The organism is Streptomyces sp. MBT65 (assembly GCF_016612545.1).
GTDB lineage: Bacteria > Actinomycetota > Actinomycetes > Streptomycetales > Streptomycetaceae > Streptomyces.
The window spans coordinates 1-18441 of sequence record NZ_JAENRY010000107.1 but is presented as its reverse complement, the minus strand read 5'-3'; the positions used below and the strand labels follow the sequence as shown (position 1 = coordinate 18441).

At 67.6% G+C, this 18441-nt stretch carries 11 protein-coding genes and 3 pseudogenes; 8 read left to right on the top strand and 6 right to left on the bottom strand.

Annotation, left to right across the window (positions count from 1 at the left end):
- The first annotated feature begins 9 nt into the window (after positions 1 to 9).
- Complete coding sequence (locus tag JHN63_RS24455; protein ID WP_200684075.1) at positions 10 to 261, top strand: hypothetical protein; 252 nt, start codon at positions 10 to 12, stop codon at positions 259 to 261.
- Positions 258 to 647 (top strand): hypothetical protein, encoded by a 390-nt coding sequence (locus JHN63_RS24450; protein ID WP_200684073.1) that lies wholly within the window; start codon positions 258 to 260, stop codon positions 645 to 647. The genes JHN63_RS24455 and JHN63_RS24450 overlap by 4 nt, the downstream gene beginning before the upstream one ends.
- Positions 648 to 740: 93 nt before the next feature.
- Here JHN63_RS24450 and JHN63_RS54770 read toward each other — a convergent pair.
- Positions 741 to 1348: pseudogene (locus tag JHN63_RS54770) on the bottom strand (transposase family protein).
- A gap of 74 nt (positions 1349 to 1422) precedes the next feature.
- On the opposite strand from JHN63_RS54770, the gene JHN63_RS24435 reads away from it, so the two are divergent.
- Positions 1423 to 2043, top strand: coding sequence for an ISAs1 family transposase (locus tag JHN63_RS24435; protein ID WP_234477621.1), 621 nt, complete (start codon positions 1423 to 1425; stop codon positions 2041 to 2043).
- A gap of 321 nt (positions 2044 to 2364) precedes the next feature.
- On the opposite strand, the gene JHN63_RS24430 is transcribed toward JHN63_RS24435, so the two are convergent.
- A complete protein-coding gene (locus tag JHN63_RS24430; protein ID WP_200684071.1) occupies positions 2365 to 3267 on the bottom strand; it encodes a LysR family transcriptional regulator in 903 nt (300 codons plus the stop codon).
- Positions 3268 to 3611: 344 nt separating this feature from the next.
- Between JHN63_RS24430 and JHN63_RS24425 the strand changes: the two genes are divergently transcribed.
- Positions 3612 to 4178 (top strand): RICIN domain-containing protein, encoded by a 567-nt coding sequence (locus tag JHN63_RS24425; protein WP_307781969.1) that lies wholly within the window; start codon positions 3612 to 3614, stop codon positions 4176 to 4178.
- A 212-nt stretch (positions 4179 to 4390) separates the two neighbouring features.
- Here JHN63_RS24425 and JHN63_RS54765 read toward each other — a convergent pair.
- Both JHN63_RS54765 and JHN63_RS24420 read right to left on the bottom strand, forming a co-directional pair.
- A pseudogene (locus JHN63_RS54765) lies at positions 4391 to 4534 on the bottom strand (DDE-type integrase/transposase/recombinase); the annotation flags it as partial.
- A 706-nt stretch (positions 4535 to 5240) separates the two neighbouring features.
- Positions 5241 to 6311: an ISAs1 family transposase gene (locus JHN63_RS24420; RefSeq protein WP_200684067.1), complete on the bottom strand. Its 1071-nt coding sequence runs from the start codon at positions 6309 to 6311 to the stop codon at positions 5241 to 5243.
- Between the two features lie 928 nt (positions 6312 to 7239).
- On the opposite strand from JHN63_RS24420, the gene JHN63_RS54355 reads away from it, so the two are divergent.
- The 3 genes from JHN63_RS54355 (at position 7240) to JHN63_RS24405 (ending at position 12985) form a co-directional block, all read left to right on the top strand.
- Positions 7240 to 8181, top strand: a complete 942-nt coding sequence (locus JHN63_RS54355; RefSeq protein ID WP_200684065.1) for a hypothetical protein — start codon at positions 7240 to 7242, stop codon at positions 8179 to 8181.
- Positions 8182 to 9794: 1613 nt separating this feature from the next.
- Positions 9795 to 11816, top strand: a complete 2022-nt coding sequence (locus tag JHN63_RS24410) for a LodA/GoxA family CTQ-dependent oxidase (RefSeq protein WP_200684064.1) — start codon at positions 9795 to 9797, stop codon at positions 11814 to 11816.
- Positions 11813 to 12985: an NAD(P)/FAD-dependent oxidoreductase gene (locus JHN63_RS24405; protein ID WP_200684056.1), complete on the top strand. Its 1173-nt coding sequence runs from the start codon at positions 11813 to 11815 to the stop codon at positions 12983 to 12985. Before JHN63_RS24410 ends, JHN63_RS24405 begins: the two co-directional genes overlap by 4 nt.
- 95 nt (positions 12986 to 13080) lie before the next feature.
- Here JHN63_RS24405 and JHN63_RS54760 read toward each other — a convergent pair.
- Positions 13081 to 13334 (bottom strand): annotated as a pseudogene (locus JHN63_RS54760) (hypothetical protein); the annotation flags it as partial.
- A gap of 452 nt (positions 13335 to 13786) precedes the next feature.
- Here JHN63_RS54760 and JHN63_RS24400 point away from each other — a divergent pair.
- Positions 13787 to 14710, top strand: coding sequence for a DUF3592 domain-containing protein (locus JHN63_RS24400; RefSeq protein ID WP_267953801.1), 924 nt, complete (start codon positions 13787 to 13789; stop codon positions 14708 to 14710).
- A 1137-nt stretch (positions 14711 to 15847) separates the two neighbouring features.
- Here JHN63_RS24400 and JHN63_RS54350 read toward each other — a convergent pair.
- Complete coding sequence (locus JHN63_RS54350) at positions 15848 to 18100, bottom strand: LuxR C-terminal-related transcriptional regulator (RefSeq protein WP_200684052.1); 2253 nt, start codon at positions 18098 to 18100, stop codon at positions 15848 to 15850.
- Positions 18101 to 18441: the final 341 nt, after the last annotated feature.

The following is an 18441-nucleotide window of genomic DNA, read 5'->3' as shown; positions in this document are numbered from 1 at the left end:
CTATCGGGCATGGCGCACACAACGATCAAGGTCGAGAGCAGCATCCGGGACCGGCTGGCGATCCTGGCCGCCGAGAAGAACACCACGATCGCGGGGCTCGTCGGCGAATTCGCCACCCACACCCTCACCCAGAGCGAGCGGGACGAGCAGGTCGCGAAGACCCTCGAAGTCCTGCACACGCTCTCCGGCTACGCCCCGGATCCCGAGCAGGACCGCGCAGCGGACGATGAGCTCACGCGCCGGCTCGGCAGCGCCACGTGAACCCTGCCGCCCCTGTCGATGTAGTCCTCGACGACAGCGCGCTGCTCGCTCTGGGCTCGGGCAACGTCCTGGCCTCCCGCCTTCTGTACCAGGCCGCCGAGACCGGGGCCTGGCGGGTCCATGTCGCGCTGGCCGCACTCGCCGAAGCGGACCGGGTACGCACCGGACTCGCCGGCTACCTCGGCATGCTCGACCAGGTGGTTTTTCATCCGCTCGATCTCGCCGCCGTCCTGGCCGCCTCGGGCCACGAGCGGTCTCTGGGCTGGTGCCACACCCACCATGTGGCCATGCCCGCCGCCGAGCGCCCGGACGGGGCACGCGTCGCCACCGTCCAGCCCAAGGCCTGGGACGGGGCCGGCATCCGGGTGCTCGACCTCTCTCCCTGAGCAGTCCGCCCAGGCAGGGCGGACTTCACCAGCGGATCTGATCCCAGCGCTTCCCCAAGTACACGGAATTCACAGAGTGAGCGTTTTCCATCCTCAGGCTGAGCCGGCCTGAGGGAGACAGAGGACGGCTTGGACGAGGACCGTTATGCGGGTGGTCGAGCAACGGAGTTTGCGCAGGAGCCGCCAGGACTTGAGGATGGTGACGGCTTGCTCGACGAGGGCGCGGATCTTCGCATGGCATCGGTTGACGGCCTGCTGCCCTGTAGAAAGCGTCTCCCACCGGCCGCGGTAAGGAACACGGACAGTGCCTCCGGCGCCCTGGTAGCCCTCATGGGGCATGAAGCGGTGCGTCGCCGTCCGTTACCCGAACTGCTGAGTTCCGTACGGAGAACGCGAAGCCCGCTTCACGATGGGTCGACGACTATGCGCAACCTGGCGTCTGACGCCTCGGGGCAGACGGTCGAGATCTCCACCGCCTCGGTGACGTAGCGGTAGGCAGTGGTGGTGCCGACGCCGAACCCGGCCGCGAGCTGGACATGCGGATGACCGTTGCCGAGATGGGCGAGGGCGAGCAGGGCCTGCCGACCTGCGCTCAGGCGCCGCCATCGGGTGCCGAGACCATGGTGGTGTTCCCGCAGGCGGGCGGAGAGGAACCGGAGGGCAGAACTGGACACGTCCAGCCCGGACGGGTAAACGAGCACATGAAGCCTCTGGTAGAGATCGAATTCTTGGCCGAATACCCATTCACCAGGAGCTTCCCCCCTGCTTCCAGCCGTTGCTGGAGACGATCGCCGACCTGGCCGGGGTGGTCGTCACCAGCGACGCCATGCACACTCAACGCGAGCACGCGGACTACCTTCTCGGCCGCGAAGCGCACTACATCGTGATCGTCAAGGGCAACCAGAAGAAGCTCCGCAAGCAGCTCAGATCCCTTCCGTGGACGGAGATCCCGCTGCAGGGTCGCGTGAGGGGCGCCGGCCACGGACGCTCGGAGATCCGACGGATCAAGGTGGTCACGGTCAACAATCTGCTCTTCCCCGGAGCCCGGCGGGCCGTCCAGATCAAGCGCCGCCGCACCGACCGCAAGACCGGCAAGACCACCGTCAAGACCGTTTACGCCGTCTCCAGCCTCACCGCCGAGCAAGTCAAGCCCGCCCAGTTGGCGACCCTCATCCGTGGTCACTGGCAGATCGAAGCCCTGCACCACGTCAGAGACACCACGTTCACCGAAGACGCCTCACAGCTGCGAACCGGCAACGCGCCCCGCGTGATGGCCACTTGGCGCAACCTCGCCATCGGCGCCCTGCGGCCGGCCGGCGCGACCAACTTCGCCACCGCTCTGCGGCACAACGCCCGCAACGCGGACCGCCCGCTCGCCATGCTCGGCCTCAAGTGATCACCAAACGGACGCCCGCCGACCACGCCGAAGCCCCGGCCTGTGGAGACCCGCGGAGGTCGCCGCCCATTTCGGCGACATCACCCTGCACACCATGTATCGGCAGCTGTCCCGATGGGCCAAGACCGGGCTCATCCACAAGCTCGGACCCGGCCTGTACACAGCCACAGCCTGGCACTCAACTCCCTTGCCAGCAGCAGAAATCGGTTAACTGCCCGGCCTTGGTGAACGGCCCCTCATCCAGACCATCCGCCACGGGATGAGAAAGATCCAGTACCCCCCACCTCATCGACGAATCCCTCGCCGGAACCGGACGGTCTCTCACTCCAACGACTTCATGAGTTCAACGGTCAGTACCTGCAAGAACATGCGAGCCAGAGTGCTGTGCAATGAGCGCTGCCAGATCAGGTGATACCAGGCCTCGGGTACACCGGAGAGTTCGAGCGGACGAAGATTCGACGGTAGCTGATGCAGGGCACCAGCCTGTAGCGCGAGCACCTCACGGCCAGCCTCCAAGCGCCGGATGACGTCGTTGAACTCCCGCGGTGTGATCTGCTCGATCCGGGCATCCGCCAAAGGCCGCACGTCACCCAGGACCCACAAGGACATGAACTTCGGCTCCAACAGGTGGCTGTGCAGCATCGGTTCGGACGCGAACCTCTCGACATCCACGGAATCCCGGCGGGCGAGTGGGTGGTGCTTGGACACCACGCCGATCCGATCCAGGGACCAGAGCCTCGCCGACGCGAGGCTGGGATCGCTCGCGGGCCATGGGGTGAAGGCCAGGTCGCATACACCGGCGCGGAGCGCGACCACTGGTTGGACATACCCAAGCTCCCACATGGATACCGAAGCTCGTGGATACAAGACGCGTAGCGCCTTGGTCGCGGCGCGGACTCGCGCGTCCAGTTCCGGCGATCGGCCGAAACCCTCCACGCCGATGCGCAGCGTCTCCGGGTTCGCGGACCGGACCGCTGTGCGGACGGTGTCGGCAAGGCCGAGGAGCGTCGGCGCGCTCGCCGCCAGCAAGGCTCCTTGAGGCGTCAGGCCGCTGACGCCGCCCTGGTCCCGTTTGACCAGCGCGGTACCGAGCTGTCGCTCCAGCCTTTGGACACGTTTGGTCAAGCCCGCCGGAGAGATACGCAGCTCACGTGCTGCGACCGTGAAGTGTCGGGTCCGTGCGAGAACCAAGAAGCTCCGTACCGCCGTTAAATCCAGCTCCATGACAGACAAGTGTGCAGCTATTCCACCTTCGCCGGCAATTCAATTAAATGGCGCGTTGGCAACTCGTGTCCAGGCCTTATTCCAAAGTGGAAAAGCATGTCGCGCTATTGTCTCGCCCCACGCCAGGATGACGCCCGTGAGCAGGACGCGGAGGAGCCGCAAAGAACGGCAGCGACGCCGGGCACCGGCCCGCGGGCGGGACGTCGATCGTGACAGTCACTCACCACGAGGGCAGCCGAGGTGACAGGTAGACGACTGCCTGTCCGGCACGACGTACGGCCGGCACCCAACGGTGGGTTCCGCTCCACCGCACGTCATCCGACTAAGGAGAAAAATTGAGAACTGTGCAAGTGAGAAGGCTCGGCATCCTGGCCGCCGCGCTCGCCGCGGCGCTGGGCTTAGCCGTCACCGGCGCCCCGGCCCAGGCCAGCGCCGCGCAGTCCGGCGCCACCGTGGGGCCGCTGAACATCGGCAGTGCGTTCGCCCTGGTCAACCGTGCGAGCGGCAAGTGTCTGGAGGTGGTCGACGGTTCGCTGGAGGACAACGCGCCGCTGGTGCAGAACGACTGTCACCCGGACAACAGCAACGTGACCGATCCGAACCAGAACTGGTTCCCCGTGTCGGTGGGCTCGGGCCAGGTCAATCTCCACAACCTGCAGAGCGGCCAGTGCCTCGACTTCGCCGCGGCCACGGTCGGCCACACCGTCAAACAGCACGTCTGCGGCTCGGACCTGTTCCAGAAGTGGCGGATCACGGTCAGCGAGGTGCCCGGCTTCCTGCGGCTGGTCAGCGCCGCCAACGGCGGCAACAGCCTCTGCCTCGACAACAGCGGCTCGTCCGCCAGCGGCGCGATCACCATCATCTGGACCTGCGAGACCGGCAACTCGAACCAGCTGTGGCGGCAGGCGTAACACGTTCGGCAGCGACGGGCCGGGGACATCCCGTCCCGTCGCTGCCGTGCGGCACGCAGCCATGCAGGCGATCGCGGCCTACCGCGACCGACGATCACTGAGCCATCGCAAAGCCGTGGTGCAGACGATCGCGGCCGACGGCTGCCAACATCGTGCGTAGGCTGACCGGCACCAGCACCGTCCTGGCGGTGATCAGGCGAACGGAGGCTTCCCTCGACGAGCTCGGTGCGCATGTGGTCGGCGATCGCCCAGCCGACCACGCGGCGCGGGCACAGATCGATCACCGTCGCGAGAAAGCAGAAACTTCCGCCGCCGACGCTCAAGTAGGTGATGTCGCCGACGTACTTGGTGTTGATCTCCTTGGCGGTGAAGTCGCGGCCGATCAGGTCCGGGGCCTTCGCGGCGGCCGGGGCGGCGATGGTGGTGCGGCGCCGGCGCCGCAGGCGGACTCCTTCGAGGCCGGGACCCGATCCGGCGCCGGCCGTCGTGCTGGTCCCACTGCTCGACCAGTTCGTTCAGCTCCGACAACGACGCGACCTTGGGCCGGGGTGTAGTGGTTGCGCCGGAAATAGCCGATCTGCCCCTCGACCCCGCCCTCCTCGTGGGCGCCGTCGATGCCGGGTCGGCAGGCCGAACCCGGTCACAGGGCGGGCCGCGCCGGGTCGGCTGTACTCGGCGTCGACGCGGGCGCACTGCGAGACTGTGCTGAGGTCGTTCTACGACTTCCATCTGGAGGAGGGCACCGGCCCGATCATCAACCCGTTTCCCTCGGCTCGTGAACGCCGGCGGTTGCCTGTTTGCAGCTGGCCGGGCGTCCCTGCATTCGGCGGGAGGCAGGTACCGGCCGTCGCTTCCTCAGCGTCTACCGCGGCGGCTGCCCGACGACTGCTTCAACGAGCTGTTTGCCGCGCTGCGGCGTTACAACCGCGACCGTGCCTGTTCCGCTCTCCCTGGCCGACCAACCTGACGGACCGTCATGAACCGGACGCCCAACGACTACGCCGAAGCCCTGGGCAGGGACCAGCCCAGGGTCTTTGAGAAGTGATCTTGTGTCTGGGTTCGTCATGCCAGTCCGAGGGCGGTGAGGGGCCGTGGGTGGTCACGGGCGGTGCGGCGGAGGGCGGCTGCGATGTTGGTGTGGCCGTCCTGGCGGTGGATACCGATGGCGAGGTTGCGCAGGCCGGCCATGACGCGGGGCAGGCTGCGGGTGCGGGTCTTGGAGGCGTCCTCGTGGAAGGTGCGGTCGCGGATGTGGTGGAGCTGGTTCTCGATGCGCCAGTGGCCACGGATCCAGGTGGCGAGTTCGCTGCCCGTGGCCGCGCCGGGTGGCAGGCTCGTGACCAGGTAGATCCGTTCGATCGTCAGCTTGCCCGTGCCCAGATCGCGTCTCCGGCGCACGACGTGGAGGGCCTGGCGGGCGTGGGGGTAGTCGAGGTGCGCGAACGTTGCGGTCTTCAGACGGCGGATCTCGTCGCGGTGGTGGGCCCGTCCGCGTTCGTAGTGGTCCAGGTGGACGTCGCGCCAGGGCAGGCGCCGGACGCTCTCGTGGAGAGCGGGGTGGTTCCTTTTCACCACGGCGAGGTAGTGGGCTCCGCGTCTGTGCAGGTAGGTGGCGTGGTCGTGCTGGGTGTGCAGGGCGTCTGCGGTGATGACGGCGCCGGTCAGATCGATGCTGTCCAGGAGCGGGGCGAAGGCCGGGATCTCGTTGCTCTTCCCGTCGATCTGTCGTTGGGCGAGGACCTGGCCGCTGTGCGTCATCGCTGCGATCAGGGCGACGGCCGGCTGTTTCGCGGTGCGGGAACCGCGGAGAGTCTTGCCGTCGACGGCGATGATCTTCCGTCCCGAGGCTGGGGCCTTGCGTTCCTGGAGGGAGTGTCCGATGGCGCGGTCCAGTGCGTCACCGTCCGCGGCGGCCAGGACGAGGCGGATGGTCGTGGCATGGGGCGGGTGGATCAGTCCGGTCAGCGGATCGGGCCGGAACCCGAGCAGGGCCAGGACGCGCTGCGGGGCGTCGGCGACCCACTCGCCGATCGCGGTGATCGAGGCAGCGCCGGCCAGAACGGCGGCGGCCGCAGCGGTGAGCAGGGCCGTCCATGGGTGACGGATACCTCGACGGGCCCGTGGGTCAGGCACCGTGGCTAGATAATTCCGCAGGTCAGCGACCGTTCTCAGCGGGGCGGGCCCGGAGGCGTCCCCCAGTTGCTGGGGACATGACGGCATGCGGGAAGATGGGTGCGCAGGCATGGACTCGCTCGGTGGTCATACGGACTCGACACCCACATGATCACCAGCATCCATGCCTGTTCTGCGTCCAGGGTCGCCGCCGACAGAAGCTGACAAGACGTCACATCCAGTGTTCAGCAGGCGAACCGCCCACCTCAAGACTTCTCAAGGACCCTGGGGACCAGCCTCAGGAACTCCTCACGGATCGGGTCGATGATGGACGCGGGAACGACGGACGGGGTCAGCCTGAACCGGGCCGCACGCTGGACCCAGAACCCCAGGCAAGACCCGACCCGGCTACGCCGCAGGACTCGCCCGCCAAGACGATATCCGCGACCAACGGCATTGATGGCTATCAGGATGTCAGCGAATCTGCGATGGGCTTGGCTGTCCGTCGTAACGCGCGGCCCTAATGATCGCACGAACGAGTAGCACAGCAATAACAATCGGAGTGAAGATCGCCGTATAGATCAGCGCGCGTCCAACGCCTCGCGCCCGGATAGCATGATCAATTCGAAAGCTTGGCCCCCCTACTGGCGCTAGGCCTGCGGCATCGCCCATAGTGGAACGCATGGTGTGGCGAGAAGGAACCGAAAATGAGGTCGACGGCACGAATGGGGTAAGTGGCGAAGATTTCGGCACTCGGCACCGCCTTAGTCTTCCGCGCTTTATCGTGCACACCCCGGTAGGCGCGGGCCAGGTGGTAAAGCGCATGACCCGAGCAATCGGTCTGAAGCCCTGTGCCGCATGCGAGCAACGTGCAGCCCGATTGGATCACTGGATGCGGATCGAGCCGCGCCGCTGAAGGGTCCGATGATTGGTCCGTAAAGGAGGAAGCGTGGTTGATGAAATAGTTCATGGCAATGGCGATAAAAACGATCCGCTGGGCAGTGGTACCGCTGTGGTCGACCGGAGCGCCGCGGACCTGTCCGGGTCTGTCGGCTGCCAGACCTGCGGCGGGACGAATCCGGTGCCGAGCACACCGAGTAGCGCCGTGTATGCGGTAGGCGTCCTAAGCCCGCAGATCCCCACCATCGGTGTCGCTGCAGGGTTCGCTCAACTGACGGGACGACCGCACTATGACGATCGAGTTGATGTCGAGTTGCTGCAGAGCGTTCTGCGTAACCCGGACACCGCCTATCTCGGTCGTCATCTGTGCTGGAACTTCTCCACCGGTGGGCTGGAAGCCTTCACCGTGATACCGCAGAACGACGCCGAGGTGGCGCGACTGGCTGAGGTGCTGCCGCCGGCGGTCGGTGATGTGGTGCATGTCGTCGTGGGTAAGACGGTCCCGTTGCCCAGCGACGGGCGGCACGTCACTCCTGGGTTGCCCGTCGTGCAGGCTGATCGGGTACTGGCGTTTACACTCGCGGAGCTTGCCGCAGCCATGCCCGAAGTCGAGCCGTCCGTTGATGAGCAACCGGGCACGGAAAACGACCGGGGCGATCGGGGCGGTTTCGAATCGGTGGTTCGTGACGTGTTCTTGCGGCTGACCCGCCGAGCGGGAAACCGCGGTCTTTCACCCGAGGACATCGCCTGCAACCATATCGCGGTTGAATATCCTGCATTTCACCGCATGGTGTGGCAACAGCGACGTGACGGCAAGCTTCTGATGGCCATCGACGCCCACCACACCCATTCCACCGATCGAATGGTCGTGGCGGTACGCGCTACTTTCCGCGATCCACATACGCACATCACCGAGCGGCTGCAAGTGTTGGATGACGTCACCGAGCCCTCGTTTCCCTTTCTCCTCGCCGGAATCGAGCGCGTTTACTGACAAGTGGAGCGGTAATGCTAACCGTGCTTCCCGGCTGGGCTCAAGCGGGCGCAGCCGCGCAAATGCCACACTTCTCTTACCCGACGGCGGCGACCGGCCCATGGCCGGCAGCGAACGTCGCTGCCAGCCGGGCTGCTCAGACCACGTCGCTCGCGGGGCATCCCTGCGGCAGCTGTGGCCCATGTCTGCCGGACGAGACCTCACCGACCGGCTGTTCCAAAACCTGTTGGACACGACGCGGGCCTGAAGGCGATTGCGATCAATATGACATGCAGTGTCGAGGCCCTGGCTGCAACCCCACGTGCGCACCCGGCGAGCGGCTGTGCGGCACGACATGTGTTGACACGAGCAGCGATCCAAACCACTGCGGTGGTTGCGGAACCACTTGTCCACCGGGCAGCGCCTGCTGCAATGGCACCTGTTGCGCACCGGGCAGCACATGCTGCGGTAACGGATGTTGCCCAGCTGGCAGCATCTGTTGCGGCGACAGATGCGGCGGCACAACATGCCCGGACGGCACACACTGCTGTGGTCCGGGCGAAGGATTCTGCAGCGTGGACAACATGTGCTGCTGCCCCTTCCCAGGCATGAGATGCGTATCGATCCGCATCTTCAACATCACCAGGAACATATGTATACCTACGTGACCGCGCTTCGCGCAGTCCGTTTAAGGCGACTTCGTCACTCACATGATCACTGAGACCGTGCCTGCACTGCGTCCGCCCCCTGCCCGAACCGGGGTATCCGCTCCAAGGACGGGTCAGCACGGCACTCCGGACGAAACGTCATCATGCAACGGCCCCTGGCCCCGGGCCGACGAAGGACGCCCGAGTGGCATCGCTCGTTGGGAATGGCGTCGCTGCCGGTAACCGCCATGCGTTCCATGTCTCACGTGTTTCCGGGAGGCGCGGGGAGACGGCCGGACGGTCTTCTTCCAGGCCGCGATGGCGTCCTGCTTCTCGGAGTGGGCGAGGGCCAGCACACCGCCACTGTCGACGTGCCGCTGCCGTCGGCGGCCGGACCGCTGCCACACCAGCACGCGCGCAACAGGCTGTACGCGCCTGGGCGCCGCGGATGGCGTCGGACCTGGTGGTGAACCTGCGCGGCGGGATGTACTACCTGAAGACGCCGCTGCGCCTGTCGGAGGCCGCGGGGGGCTCCGGCCGGGGCGGCCACCGGTTGATCTACCAGGCGTACGGCTACGGGACACCGCGACAGGAGCGGGGGACGATCTGCGGCGGCCATCAGATCTCCGAGTGGCGGCCGCACCAACGGATCAGGGGATTCTGGCGCGCGGACCCGGGCGGGCTTGAGACCCAACACGGTCTACGACTACGTCGCTTCCATCGGCGGTTGGCAGCGAGGAATGGGGTGACCGCCCTGTCCAGAACGTGTCTTACCGCGGCAACTTCTGGGACGACGTCGTGCCCGAATGGCTCGAACGACGGTGGGACGACTGCTGGTCCTCCGCTCCCGGCGCCGCCCGCCGGGAGCGCCGTCTTGGCGCCCCAGGACGCATCCGCACAGCCATTCGGCAATCTTGATGTTCGGCCGAAATCGCAAGATATTACGTTTATGATCGAACCGGCGGTCCCGCAGCGGAAGGCTGTTCGATGGACGTTAAAATCGTGCAGGTGAAAATTCACCCTGCCATTGGTGTCGGCCGGGTCGGCAACAGCAAGGAAACACCCTTCATCGGCCCGGAATCACCGGACCAGAAACCGGAGGACCTCGGCTCGTACAAGGATGGATCCGGGGCGATCCGAAGGCAGGCCGCACGTTTCCGGGTGTACGGCTACAACGCCGCAGGGGAGGTCGTGCGGGAGCTGAAGCCGGGCGACGCGGGTGTTTCCGAGATTCAGTGGACAGTGCACCTGGCCAACAAGAAGGCCGCCTGGTACCAGTTCCATGTGCCGCTCGACATCCCCGAGGGCAAGGCACTCGCGCCGGAGCAATACGGCCGACGAAACGCCGACGTAGTGGGCGCCGACCGGAAGAAGCTGGTCATCGACCCCGGAAGCCGCACCGTTCGCGGCTCGATGACCGAAACGCAGAAATTCGATTCCGGCAAGATCATGGACAAGGCGGTGTACCTCGGGGAGATTTCCACCCATTCGGACGGCCGCCTGCTGGTGCTCGGCGGAAGGGGAAACTCCGCCTCCTACAAGAACAGCCCGATCACCGGAGTCACGAACAACGACACCTGGTACGACGACGTGTCCGACGGCCCGGTGACGGCGAAGGTCCGTATCGACGGCACAGAGCTGACCGCCACCCCCGCCTGGGTCGTGGTGGGACCTCCCCACTACGCCCCAGGTGTGCAATCCGTCCGTACTCTCTACGACCTGCTTTTTAATGTCTTCGTCACGGCCGGTTCACTCACTCGGCCGCCGCAGATTTCGTTTGCCGACCATATTGAACCGATACTGCGCCGATTGTGCGATCTGCAGTGGGTGAACCATGGTTTCGCCACGCAGTTCGGCTGGAACGGTCCCAACTTCTTCGTCTCCCCGGCGATGCGGAAGCGGCTGGCCGATCCTTCCCAGCGGAACCGGGAACTGCGCCGCCAGACGTACGTCGCCTTGCGTGACTACGACCGCGACGGAACGTCCCCGGTACCGTGGCCGTGGCTCTACGGCGACGCGATGGCCAGCAAGCCCAAGTCCGTGCGTCAGCACAGCAAACTGTCCCCGACCCAGGACTGGATGCTGAGTCGTTGGGCCGACGGCGCCTTCCAGGCCGGACCGCTGCGGCAGCCCCGACCGAACGTGGACAGTGCCCCGGTCGCCGAGCAGCCGGGGCTGCTGGACCGGGCCGCCCTGGAGAGCTGTGCGGCCGACGCGTTCCACCCCGGGTGTGAAGTCACCTGGCCCATCAGGACCCCGAGCATGTTCAGCGCGCCCTTCCGCATCAAGCACCGAGCCCCGAACACCGCAGAACCCGACTACGGGCCCACCCTCACCCCGCAGGAAGCGACGGCTGCGAACGGCCCGCTGTTCGCGCAAGGGCCCGGCGACCTCACCCGCTGGATGGCCGCCCCATGGCAGGCGGACACCGCGAGCTGCCGCTCTGGCTACGAGGTGCTGGCCAATCTCGGGCCCCGCTACAGCCCGTACCTGCCGACCTTCTGGCCTGCCCAGGTGCCGAACCATGTGCTGAAGCTTGAGGACTTCGAGAAGGTCAACACGCCGTCGGCCGGCGGCGACGACAGTGCCCGCGAGGAGGCGTTCGAGCGGCGGGCGACCTGGCTGCGCGGCCTCACGGGCACCATGAACGAGCAGCGCGCACAGATGATCAAGGACTGGTCGAAACTCGGCGTCATAGAGGTACGCGACTACACCGTGGGCGACGGCAAGTTCCCCGAACGGATCCACGTGGAGTCGCGCCCGGGAACACCGCTCGACCGGGCACCGGACACGGCGAACCTGGTCAACCTACAGGTGCCCGAGGCAGGTCCGTCCGTGCTGGCCGCCGCAGGCGGAATCTGGCCAGCGAACAGGCTCGCGCCCGAAACCGTCGAGGCCGACCATGTGGCACAGGCGGTCAGCGAGGCAGCGGAGGCGACCGGCTACCTCGAGGAGGAGATCGCCGCCGGATACCTCGAAAGACTCGACCCGTTCCACGAGGAGCGGTGAGCCCCGCACTGGCTCCGGGCGCGGAAACCTACGACGTGGTGGTGGCGGGCGGCGGCCCGGCCGGCTGCGCCGCCGCGATCGCACTCGCCGGGGCCGGGCGTACGGTTCTGCTGGCGGACGCCGGCACCGGGCCGCCGAAGGTCGGCGAGACACTCGTGCCCGCCGGGCGGGTCCTGCTCGGTGACCTCGGTGTCGCCGACCGTGTTCTCGGGTCCGGGCACCTGCCCTGCTACGGCAGTCTTTCGGCGTGGGGTTCGGCTGACTTGCACGCCGTGGACTTCATCAACGATCCGCATGGCCACGGCTGGCATCTCGACCGGCGGCTCTTCGACCGGCGACTGCGCGACGCCTCCCGCGCAGCGGGAGCCGAGGTCGCCGAGGGCACGGCCGTACGCGGCACGGCCCGGAGGCCGGACGGCGGTTGGACTCTGGCTCTGCGCGGCGGGACGGGCCCTGCCGATGCTCCTGGGGCGGATGGGGAGCGCACGGTGTGCTGCCGCTGGGTGATCGACGCCACCGGCCGCGCCGCCGCGATCGCCGTCCGGTGTGGGGCCCGGCGGTGGGTCCGGGACCGGCTCGCAGCCCTTTACGCCCACCTGGAGACGGACGCGCTGGACACCGACCGCCGCTCCCTCGTCGAATCAGACGAGGACGGCTGGTGGTACACCGCCCCACAGCCCTCCGGTGGGCGCCTCGTCGCCTACTTCACCGACACCGACCTGTCTGGCGCCCCGTACACCGCGCGCCACTTTCACCGACGGTTGTCGGCCACCAGGCACGTGTCCCGGTGGACCCACAGGCACGGGCCCCCGCCGGCGCCACCAGCCGCGCCACGCCGGGCCGCCGCGCACACAGCGCACCTGGACCGGGTGTACGGGGACGGCTGGACCGCCGCCGGGGACGCGGCGATCGCCTTCGACCCGCTCTCCTCCCAGGGCGTCCTCACCGCCCTCTACACCGGGATGAGCGCGGGCCTGGCCGTCGACGCCCACCTGAGTCGTGTGCACCGCGGCGCGGACTCCGGCCTCGCCGCCTATGCGCACAAGGTCGAGGCCGCGCGGACTGCGTATCTGCGGGGCCACCGTCTCGTCCACGCCCAGGAAGCCCGCTGGATCCACCGCACCTTCTGGGCACGGCGCCTGGCCGACTTGCCCAAATCCCTCTACTGAACGAAGTCGGAGCACCCGGTGACGGCCCGCCCACCGACCGATGTGGTGCCTGGACATCGAGGTTCCGACTCGGATCGCCCCACCGGGACGCAGGCGTCCTCGTCGGGGGACGTCCGGCGGAGCCGTCGCCCGTCCACGGTGTGCTTCCATCCGGCGTCGGAGAGCGGCTGGGTGGCTGTGGTGACCTTCTTCTCTTCAACCGGGGCGCCGATGTCGGTGTCCCAGCCGTGGCCGTCGGCGAGGTGGGTGAGCAGTAGACGGCTACGGTCCAGGCGGTCTCGCGGGCGGGGGTTTCGTGGACGCGTTCGATGCACAGGTTCCGCGACTTGTGGATCGCGTGGGTCCGTTCCCTGTCAAGTTCTGCGTGTTGAGGTGCTGTTGGACTGCGCAGCCGGCCCATGGCTTTGGCGGCGGTTCGTGCCCCACTTGGCAATCCGGGCCGCGGCCACCGGTGTTGACGGCAGGGGGTGCATGGGAGTTTTGGCTCCAGCGTCGACTCTGCTACTCAATTCGGCCGTGCAGCAGAGTCACCGCGTACAGCAAAAAATCGATGCTGACAGGGACACAGGAAGAAGAACCGGACGGAATACCGGAAATTTTACCGGAACAAACCAAGAGCGCGGACCCCATGCTCCTGGTCACGCGCCACCGGCCGCGATCAGACTGCGGGATCCCTGTGCATATTTCGGTCGGAACGCGTAAATCAATGGGTGACCACGGCTGAAGAACCGAATTTGACGCCAGGATTCGGCACAGGGTAAGACTCCTGACGATTCGAGGGATTGACGTTGAGGGGCAGTTATGTGGTTGATATTCGTGCTATTGCCGCTAGCCGGCTTGCTGGCCGTCGATATCGGCGCCTTCTTGTGGTGGGCACGCAGGAGTCAGCTGCTGAACAGCGGCGTGCCCACGACCGGCGAGGTCGTGCGGATCAACATCACGGTGACCCATCACGTCGACACGGCCACGCGGTTGAGCTCCTCCTCCACCACGATTCGCCCGGTGGTGCGCTTCACCACGCAGACCGGTGAGCTGATCACCGCCTCACCGATGCGCAGCGCGGTCGACAAACTCCTGGTCCCCGGCGATCCGGTCAGGATCCGCTACAGCGCGGGGAACCCGATGCGCTGCGTGGTGGACCAACGCGGCGCCAAGCAGGGCACCGTGCCCATGCTGGCGGGCCTGGTCTTCTTGAACATCTCCCTGATCGGCTTCGCCTCCATAGGCGGGCGCATCGCCGGGGAGTTGCAGAGCGATGACCAGCCGCCTACTCCACCGCCCATCGCCCGGGGGCTCGGCCAGCCGGCCGGTTCCGGGACCGGAAGCCGGATGACGTCCCCCACACCGCTCCCCGCCGCGACGGCCACCGGCGCGTGGTCCGCCGCCGGCGCCCTGACCGTGACCGTCGTCAAGGTCGTCAACGCCGGCGGGAACGTCAGCCTGACGTTCAGCGTGCACGACGGCGCCGCCGCATCGGTGACCCTGCCGATCTTTTCCAACTTCACCGCGACCGATGGTCAAGGCAACTCCTACACGGCACAACCGCTCGCACCGATCAGCGTGCCGGCCGGCGACACCGTCTCCGACACGCTGACGCTGGATCAGACCGTCCCGACATCGGCGCGGAGCCTGAAGGTCGCGTGGGCCCATGTCTTCTCCCAAGATCTGGCACTGAACGGCTCGATCACCGTCACGGGAGTCCCGCTGCCACATCACTCAGATTGAACGTACGTCCAGTAGTCCGAGGCACCGGGCGAGAAAGGAGGTCTGGTGCACCGGATGCCAGCTCGACGCAGCCGGTCTGGGCACCGACGATCTCACCTGTTCTGGTCCCGGGTGTGGATGTCGACGTCATCACGGTTGATCTGGTCCCGTTCACTCGCGTCGGTCACTCGGTACACGAGCGACCACGTCGTCTCGCAGCTGACAGGCGCGGGTCACAGTCCTACCCCAGGGCCACATGACAGTCGGCATCACCACCAAGGGCCTTCGGCCGAATGGGCGACGGACACCGTCAGACCGAACCACAAGATCAACAACAAGCGGCTTTTGGGGCCTACCACGATCGCTCAGAGGTCCCTTGAGGTAGTGACGGGCTCCGGTCGGGGCGAGGCCGGGACGGCAATGCCCTTACAGCGACTCCGGGTTGGGACAGCGCTTCACGCGGTTGCCGGTTCTCCACGGTCAACTGGTGGCGGCGTCCCTTGCAGGATGGGGTCCATGGCCGGGCGGATGCGCTCGCGTTCGTCGGGTGCGGGGCTCATGCGGTTCTTGGAGGTTGATGCGGGTGCGGTGGTGGGCGTCGGCGAGGTCGTGCAGGCGTTCGGCGTTGTCGTGTAGCCGCTCGCAGAGCGGGCCAGGGACGTGGGCTGCCCGCTGATCGAGTGCGGTGGCACGGTGCTGGAGGCCAGCGGCGTGCTGATCGGGTCAGGCGATGTTCGTGCAGGTGGGGACGGACTGGTCGAGTCTCGGGGGCCTTGTGGGGGAGTTCTGAGAACGGCTGGCGGAGCCCACACGGACGCTGTCCCGGCCCTGCCCGACACCGTCCGGAGTGATGACGGTCGTGGAAGGCATCCTGTGGGACTTGGGAGCCGGGTTCTTTCACCAGTGGCACTCTTCGGGTTCTCCACGAGGAGGGGGCTGCTCGACACCTCACAAGCAGAGCATCGACACGGACACGAGTACCGGGAAGAAGCAGGGGGCGGCCTACCGGAAGATCCACCGGAGCGAAACGGGAGCGTGAGCCAGAAGCGCACACCTCCAGCGACGTCCGGTTCCTTGTTCCCCGGCGACCGTGACATCCAGGTCCTGGGCAAGCCGACTGGGGTGTGGCGGGAAGCCCGCTGTCGAGCCCCGCTGTACCTACCGGGCGTGGCCGGCTCCCGCCAGGCGTACCAGTTCCGACCGGTTGGTCACCCCCAGCTTGCGGCCCACTCGCTCGACCAGGCCGGTCACGTCCTGCGGAGTCAGCAGCAGGGCCTGGGCGACCTGACGGTCGCTGTAGTCGGCGCCTACCAGCTCCAGAACCCGGTGCTCGGTCAGCGACAGACTCGGGGCGACTGTCGGCGCGGCTCTCGGGCGCACCCCCAGTTCGGTCAGCGCCCGGCGTACCCGGCCGGACAGGAGGAGACTGCCGCAGGCATCCGCGAGGTCCAGCGCCTCGGTGAGAACCTGGCCGCTCTGGTGGGTCTCTCCTCTCCGCGACAGCGCGACGCCCAGCTCGTACCGGGTCCGGGCCAGTTCCAGGCGGGCCGGAGAACGCTCCAGTATGGCGACGGCCTCGCGCAAGAGGGCCTCCCCTTCGGGGCCGCCCATGACGACTCCCAGACAGCGCGACGCAAGGCCGATCACCCGCTTGGTGCCCCAGTGGTGAGCCAACTCCAGTTCCTCGGTGGCCAGTTGAAGCGCGTCGGTCCGCTGTCCGAGCGCCAGGTGCAGCAGCGCCGCCCGCGACCGCCACGGCGCCCCGGTCAGGTTCGTGACCCGCGTCCGCTTCTCCTGCGCACCGTACTCCAGCAAGACCGTGAGGGCGGCGGCCCGATTGCCCCGCGCGGCGTACACGCGGCTGCGTGCGAGGAGCATCGGTCCCTGCCACACCCAGCCACCCCGGTCGGTGCCGGCGTCCGGCACCAGCAGCCGTGCGGCCGAGGCCAGGTCGCCCCGCTCGATCAGCGATTCGCCCACCTGGGCCATCAGCGCCAGCCGTGCCCGCGGCTCCAGCCCCTCGTCGTACGTGACGGCGGGATGTCCGAAGTCCGCCGTGAGCGCCAGGTGTTGGCCCCGGCGCGCACAGACCCTGAGCTGCCATATCATCGCCGTCGACACCATGAGGAACACGCCCCACCGCGCACCGATGTCGGCGATCTGCTCGAACCGGGCGGCCGCGTCGTCGAGACGGTCCGTGGTCAGGAAGACCGTCCCGGCCAGACTCACCAGCATCTGAGACTGGTCCATGGCCGCCAACCCGCCGCGCAGAGCCCGGTCCAGAAGGCTGTTGGCGACCTCGGCGCTGGCGTCCCCGGCGACGGCCGAGGCGGCCAACGCGGCCAGGACCGCGCACTCACCCGGGGTGTCACCGGCCAGCTTGTGATCCCACAGCCGGTTTGCGAGTTGCCGGGCCGCGGGGACAGTGGACAGCTGGTCATAGCCGATCAGGAGCATCTGGGCCTGCAGAAACCATGACACCTCACGGGCCGCCCCGGTGCCGTCGTCGGCTTGCCGCAGGTCCTCCACCGCGCGGGCGAGCCCCTCGATGGCATCCGCGTGCTCATGCCCGAGGAACAGCGCGTTGGCGAGCAGATAGGCCGCCTGAGCGCGAGAGTACGGGTCCGTCAACACCGCGGATGCCTGCGTCAGATGGTGCCGAGCGGCACCGACATCGAGCTGCAACTCGTCGCCGCCCAACTCCAGCAGCAGCGGACCGCGTTCTTTGCCGGACATCGGCTCCCGCAGGGCACGGCGCAGATAGGCCGCGGTGACCTCAGGGGCGCCTCGGCCACGCGTGGCCCGCGCCGCCTGCCGCAGGACGTCGACCCGCCAGGGCTCACCGCTCGGTTCGGCCAGCAACAGGTGGGCGGCCACCAGATCACCGGCTGCCCCCTCGCGCCGCAGCAGTTCGGCCGCCCGCGCGTGTCCGGTGGCCAGTTCCACCGGTCCAACGGTCTCGGCGATCGCAGCACGGACCAGGGGATGATCGAACCGAACCGGCTCACCCGGTGCCAGTACACCGATCCGCCGCAACCGGCGCCCGTGCTCACGGGCCTGCGCCTCGCCCAACCCCGACAGTTCGGCCGCCAGATGCCAGTCAGTTCCGTCCCCCAGCACCACCAGGGCCTCCGCCAGACGCCGGGTCGGCTCCGGCTGGCCGGTCAGCCGCTTGACCACGGTGTCCGCCAGGATCCGGCCGCGGAACTCCTCGACCAGCCGTGCTCGGTCATCGACAGGCCTGACACCCTTGTCGGCAAGGGCGCGGAGCAACTCGCGCAGCAGCAGGGGGTTGCCCTGGGTCGTCTCGGCGCAGGCGGCGATGAACCGAGGTTCGGCGTCCTGGCCCAGACTCGCCCGCACCAGCCATGCCACGCTGTCGACGCCCAGCGCCAGCAACCCGACCCGCACGCAGTGCGGTCCGTGACATGCACCATCAGCCAGTACAGGCTGTGCAGCAGGCCCTGAGACGCTTCCGACGACAGGCCTCCGGCCTCACCGAGTCCAGCCACACGAAGGGCGTGCGACGCCGACTCCGCCGGACCCGAGAGCAGCCGTTCCCGCCCGGCCCGACCTGCTTGAGTCAGCAACGGCTCGGCCAACTGCCGTAGTACCGCGAAGGCGAAGTCCTGCTCCAGCTCTCCCCCGCTGCCCCGCACCACCTTGATCCCCCGCGGCTGCTGGGCCTCAGCCCAGGCGTTCACCAGGGAGGTCTTCCCCATCCCCGCGCCCGCCCGAACCAGCACCACCGC

Coding starts and splice junctions, on each gene's coding strand:
- JHN63_RS24400 (WP_267953801.1), top strand. CDS start 13,787: ATGTGGTTGATATTCGTGCTATTGCCGCTAGCCGGCTTGCTGGCCGTC.
- JHN63_RS24430 (WP_200684071.1), bottom strand. CDS start 3,267: ATGGAGCTGGATTTAACGGCGGTACGGAGCTTCTTGGTTCTCGCACGG.
- JHN63_RS24455 (WP_200684075.1), top strand. CDS start 10: ATGGCGCACACAACGATCAAGGTCGAGAGCAGCATCCGGGACCGGCTG.
- JHN63_RS24410 (WP_200684064.1), top strand. CDS start 9,795: ATGGACGTTAAAATCGTGCAGGTGAAAATTCACCCTGCCATTGGTGTC.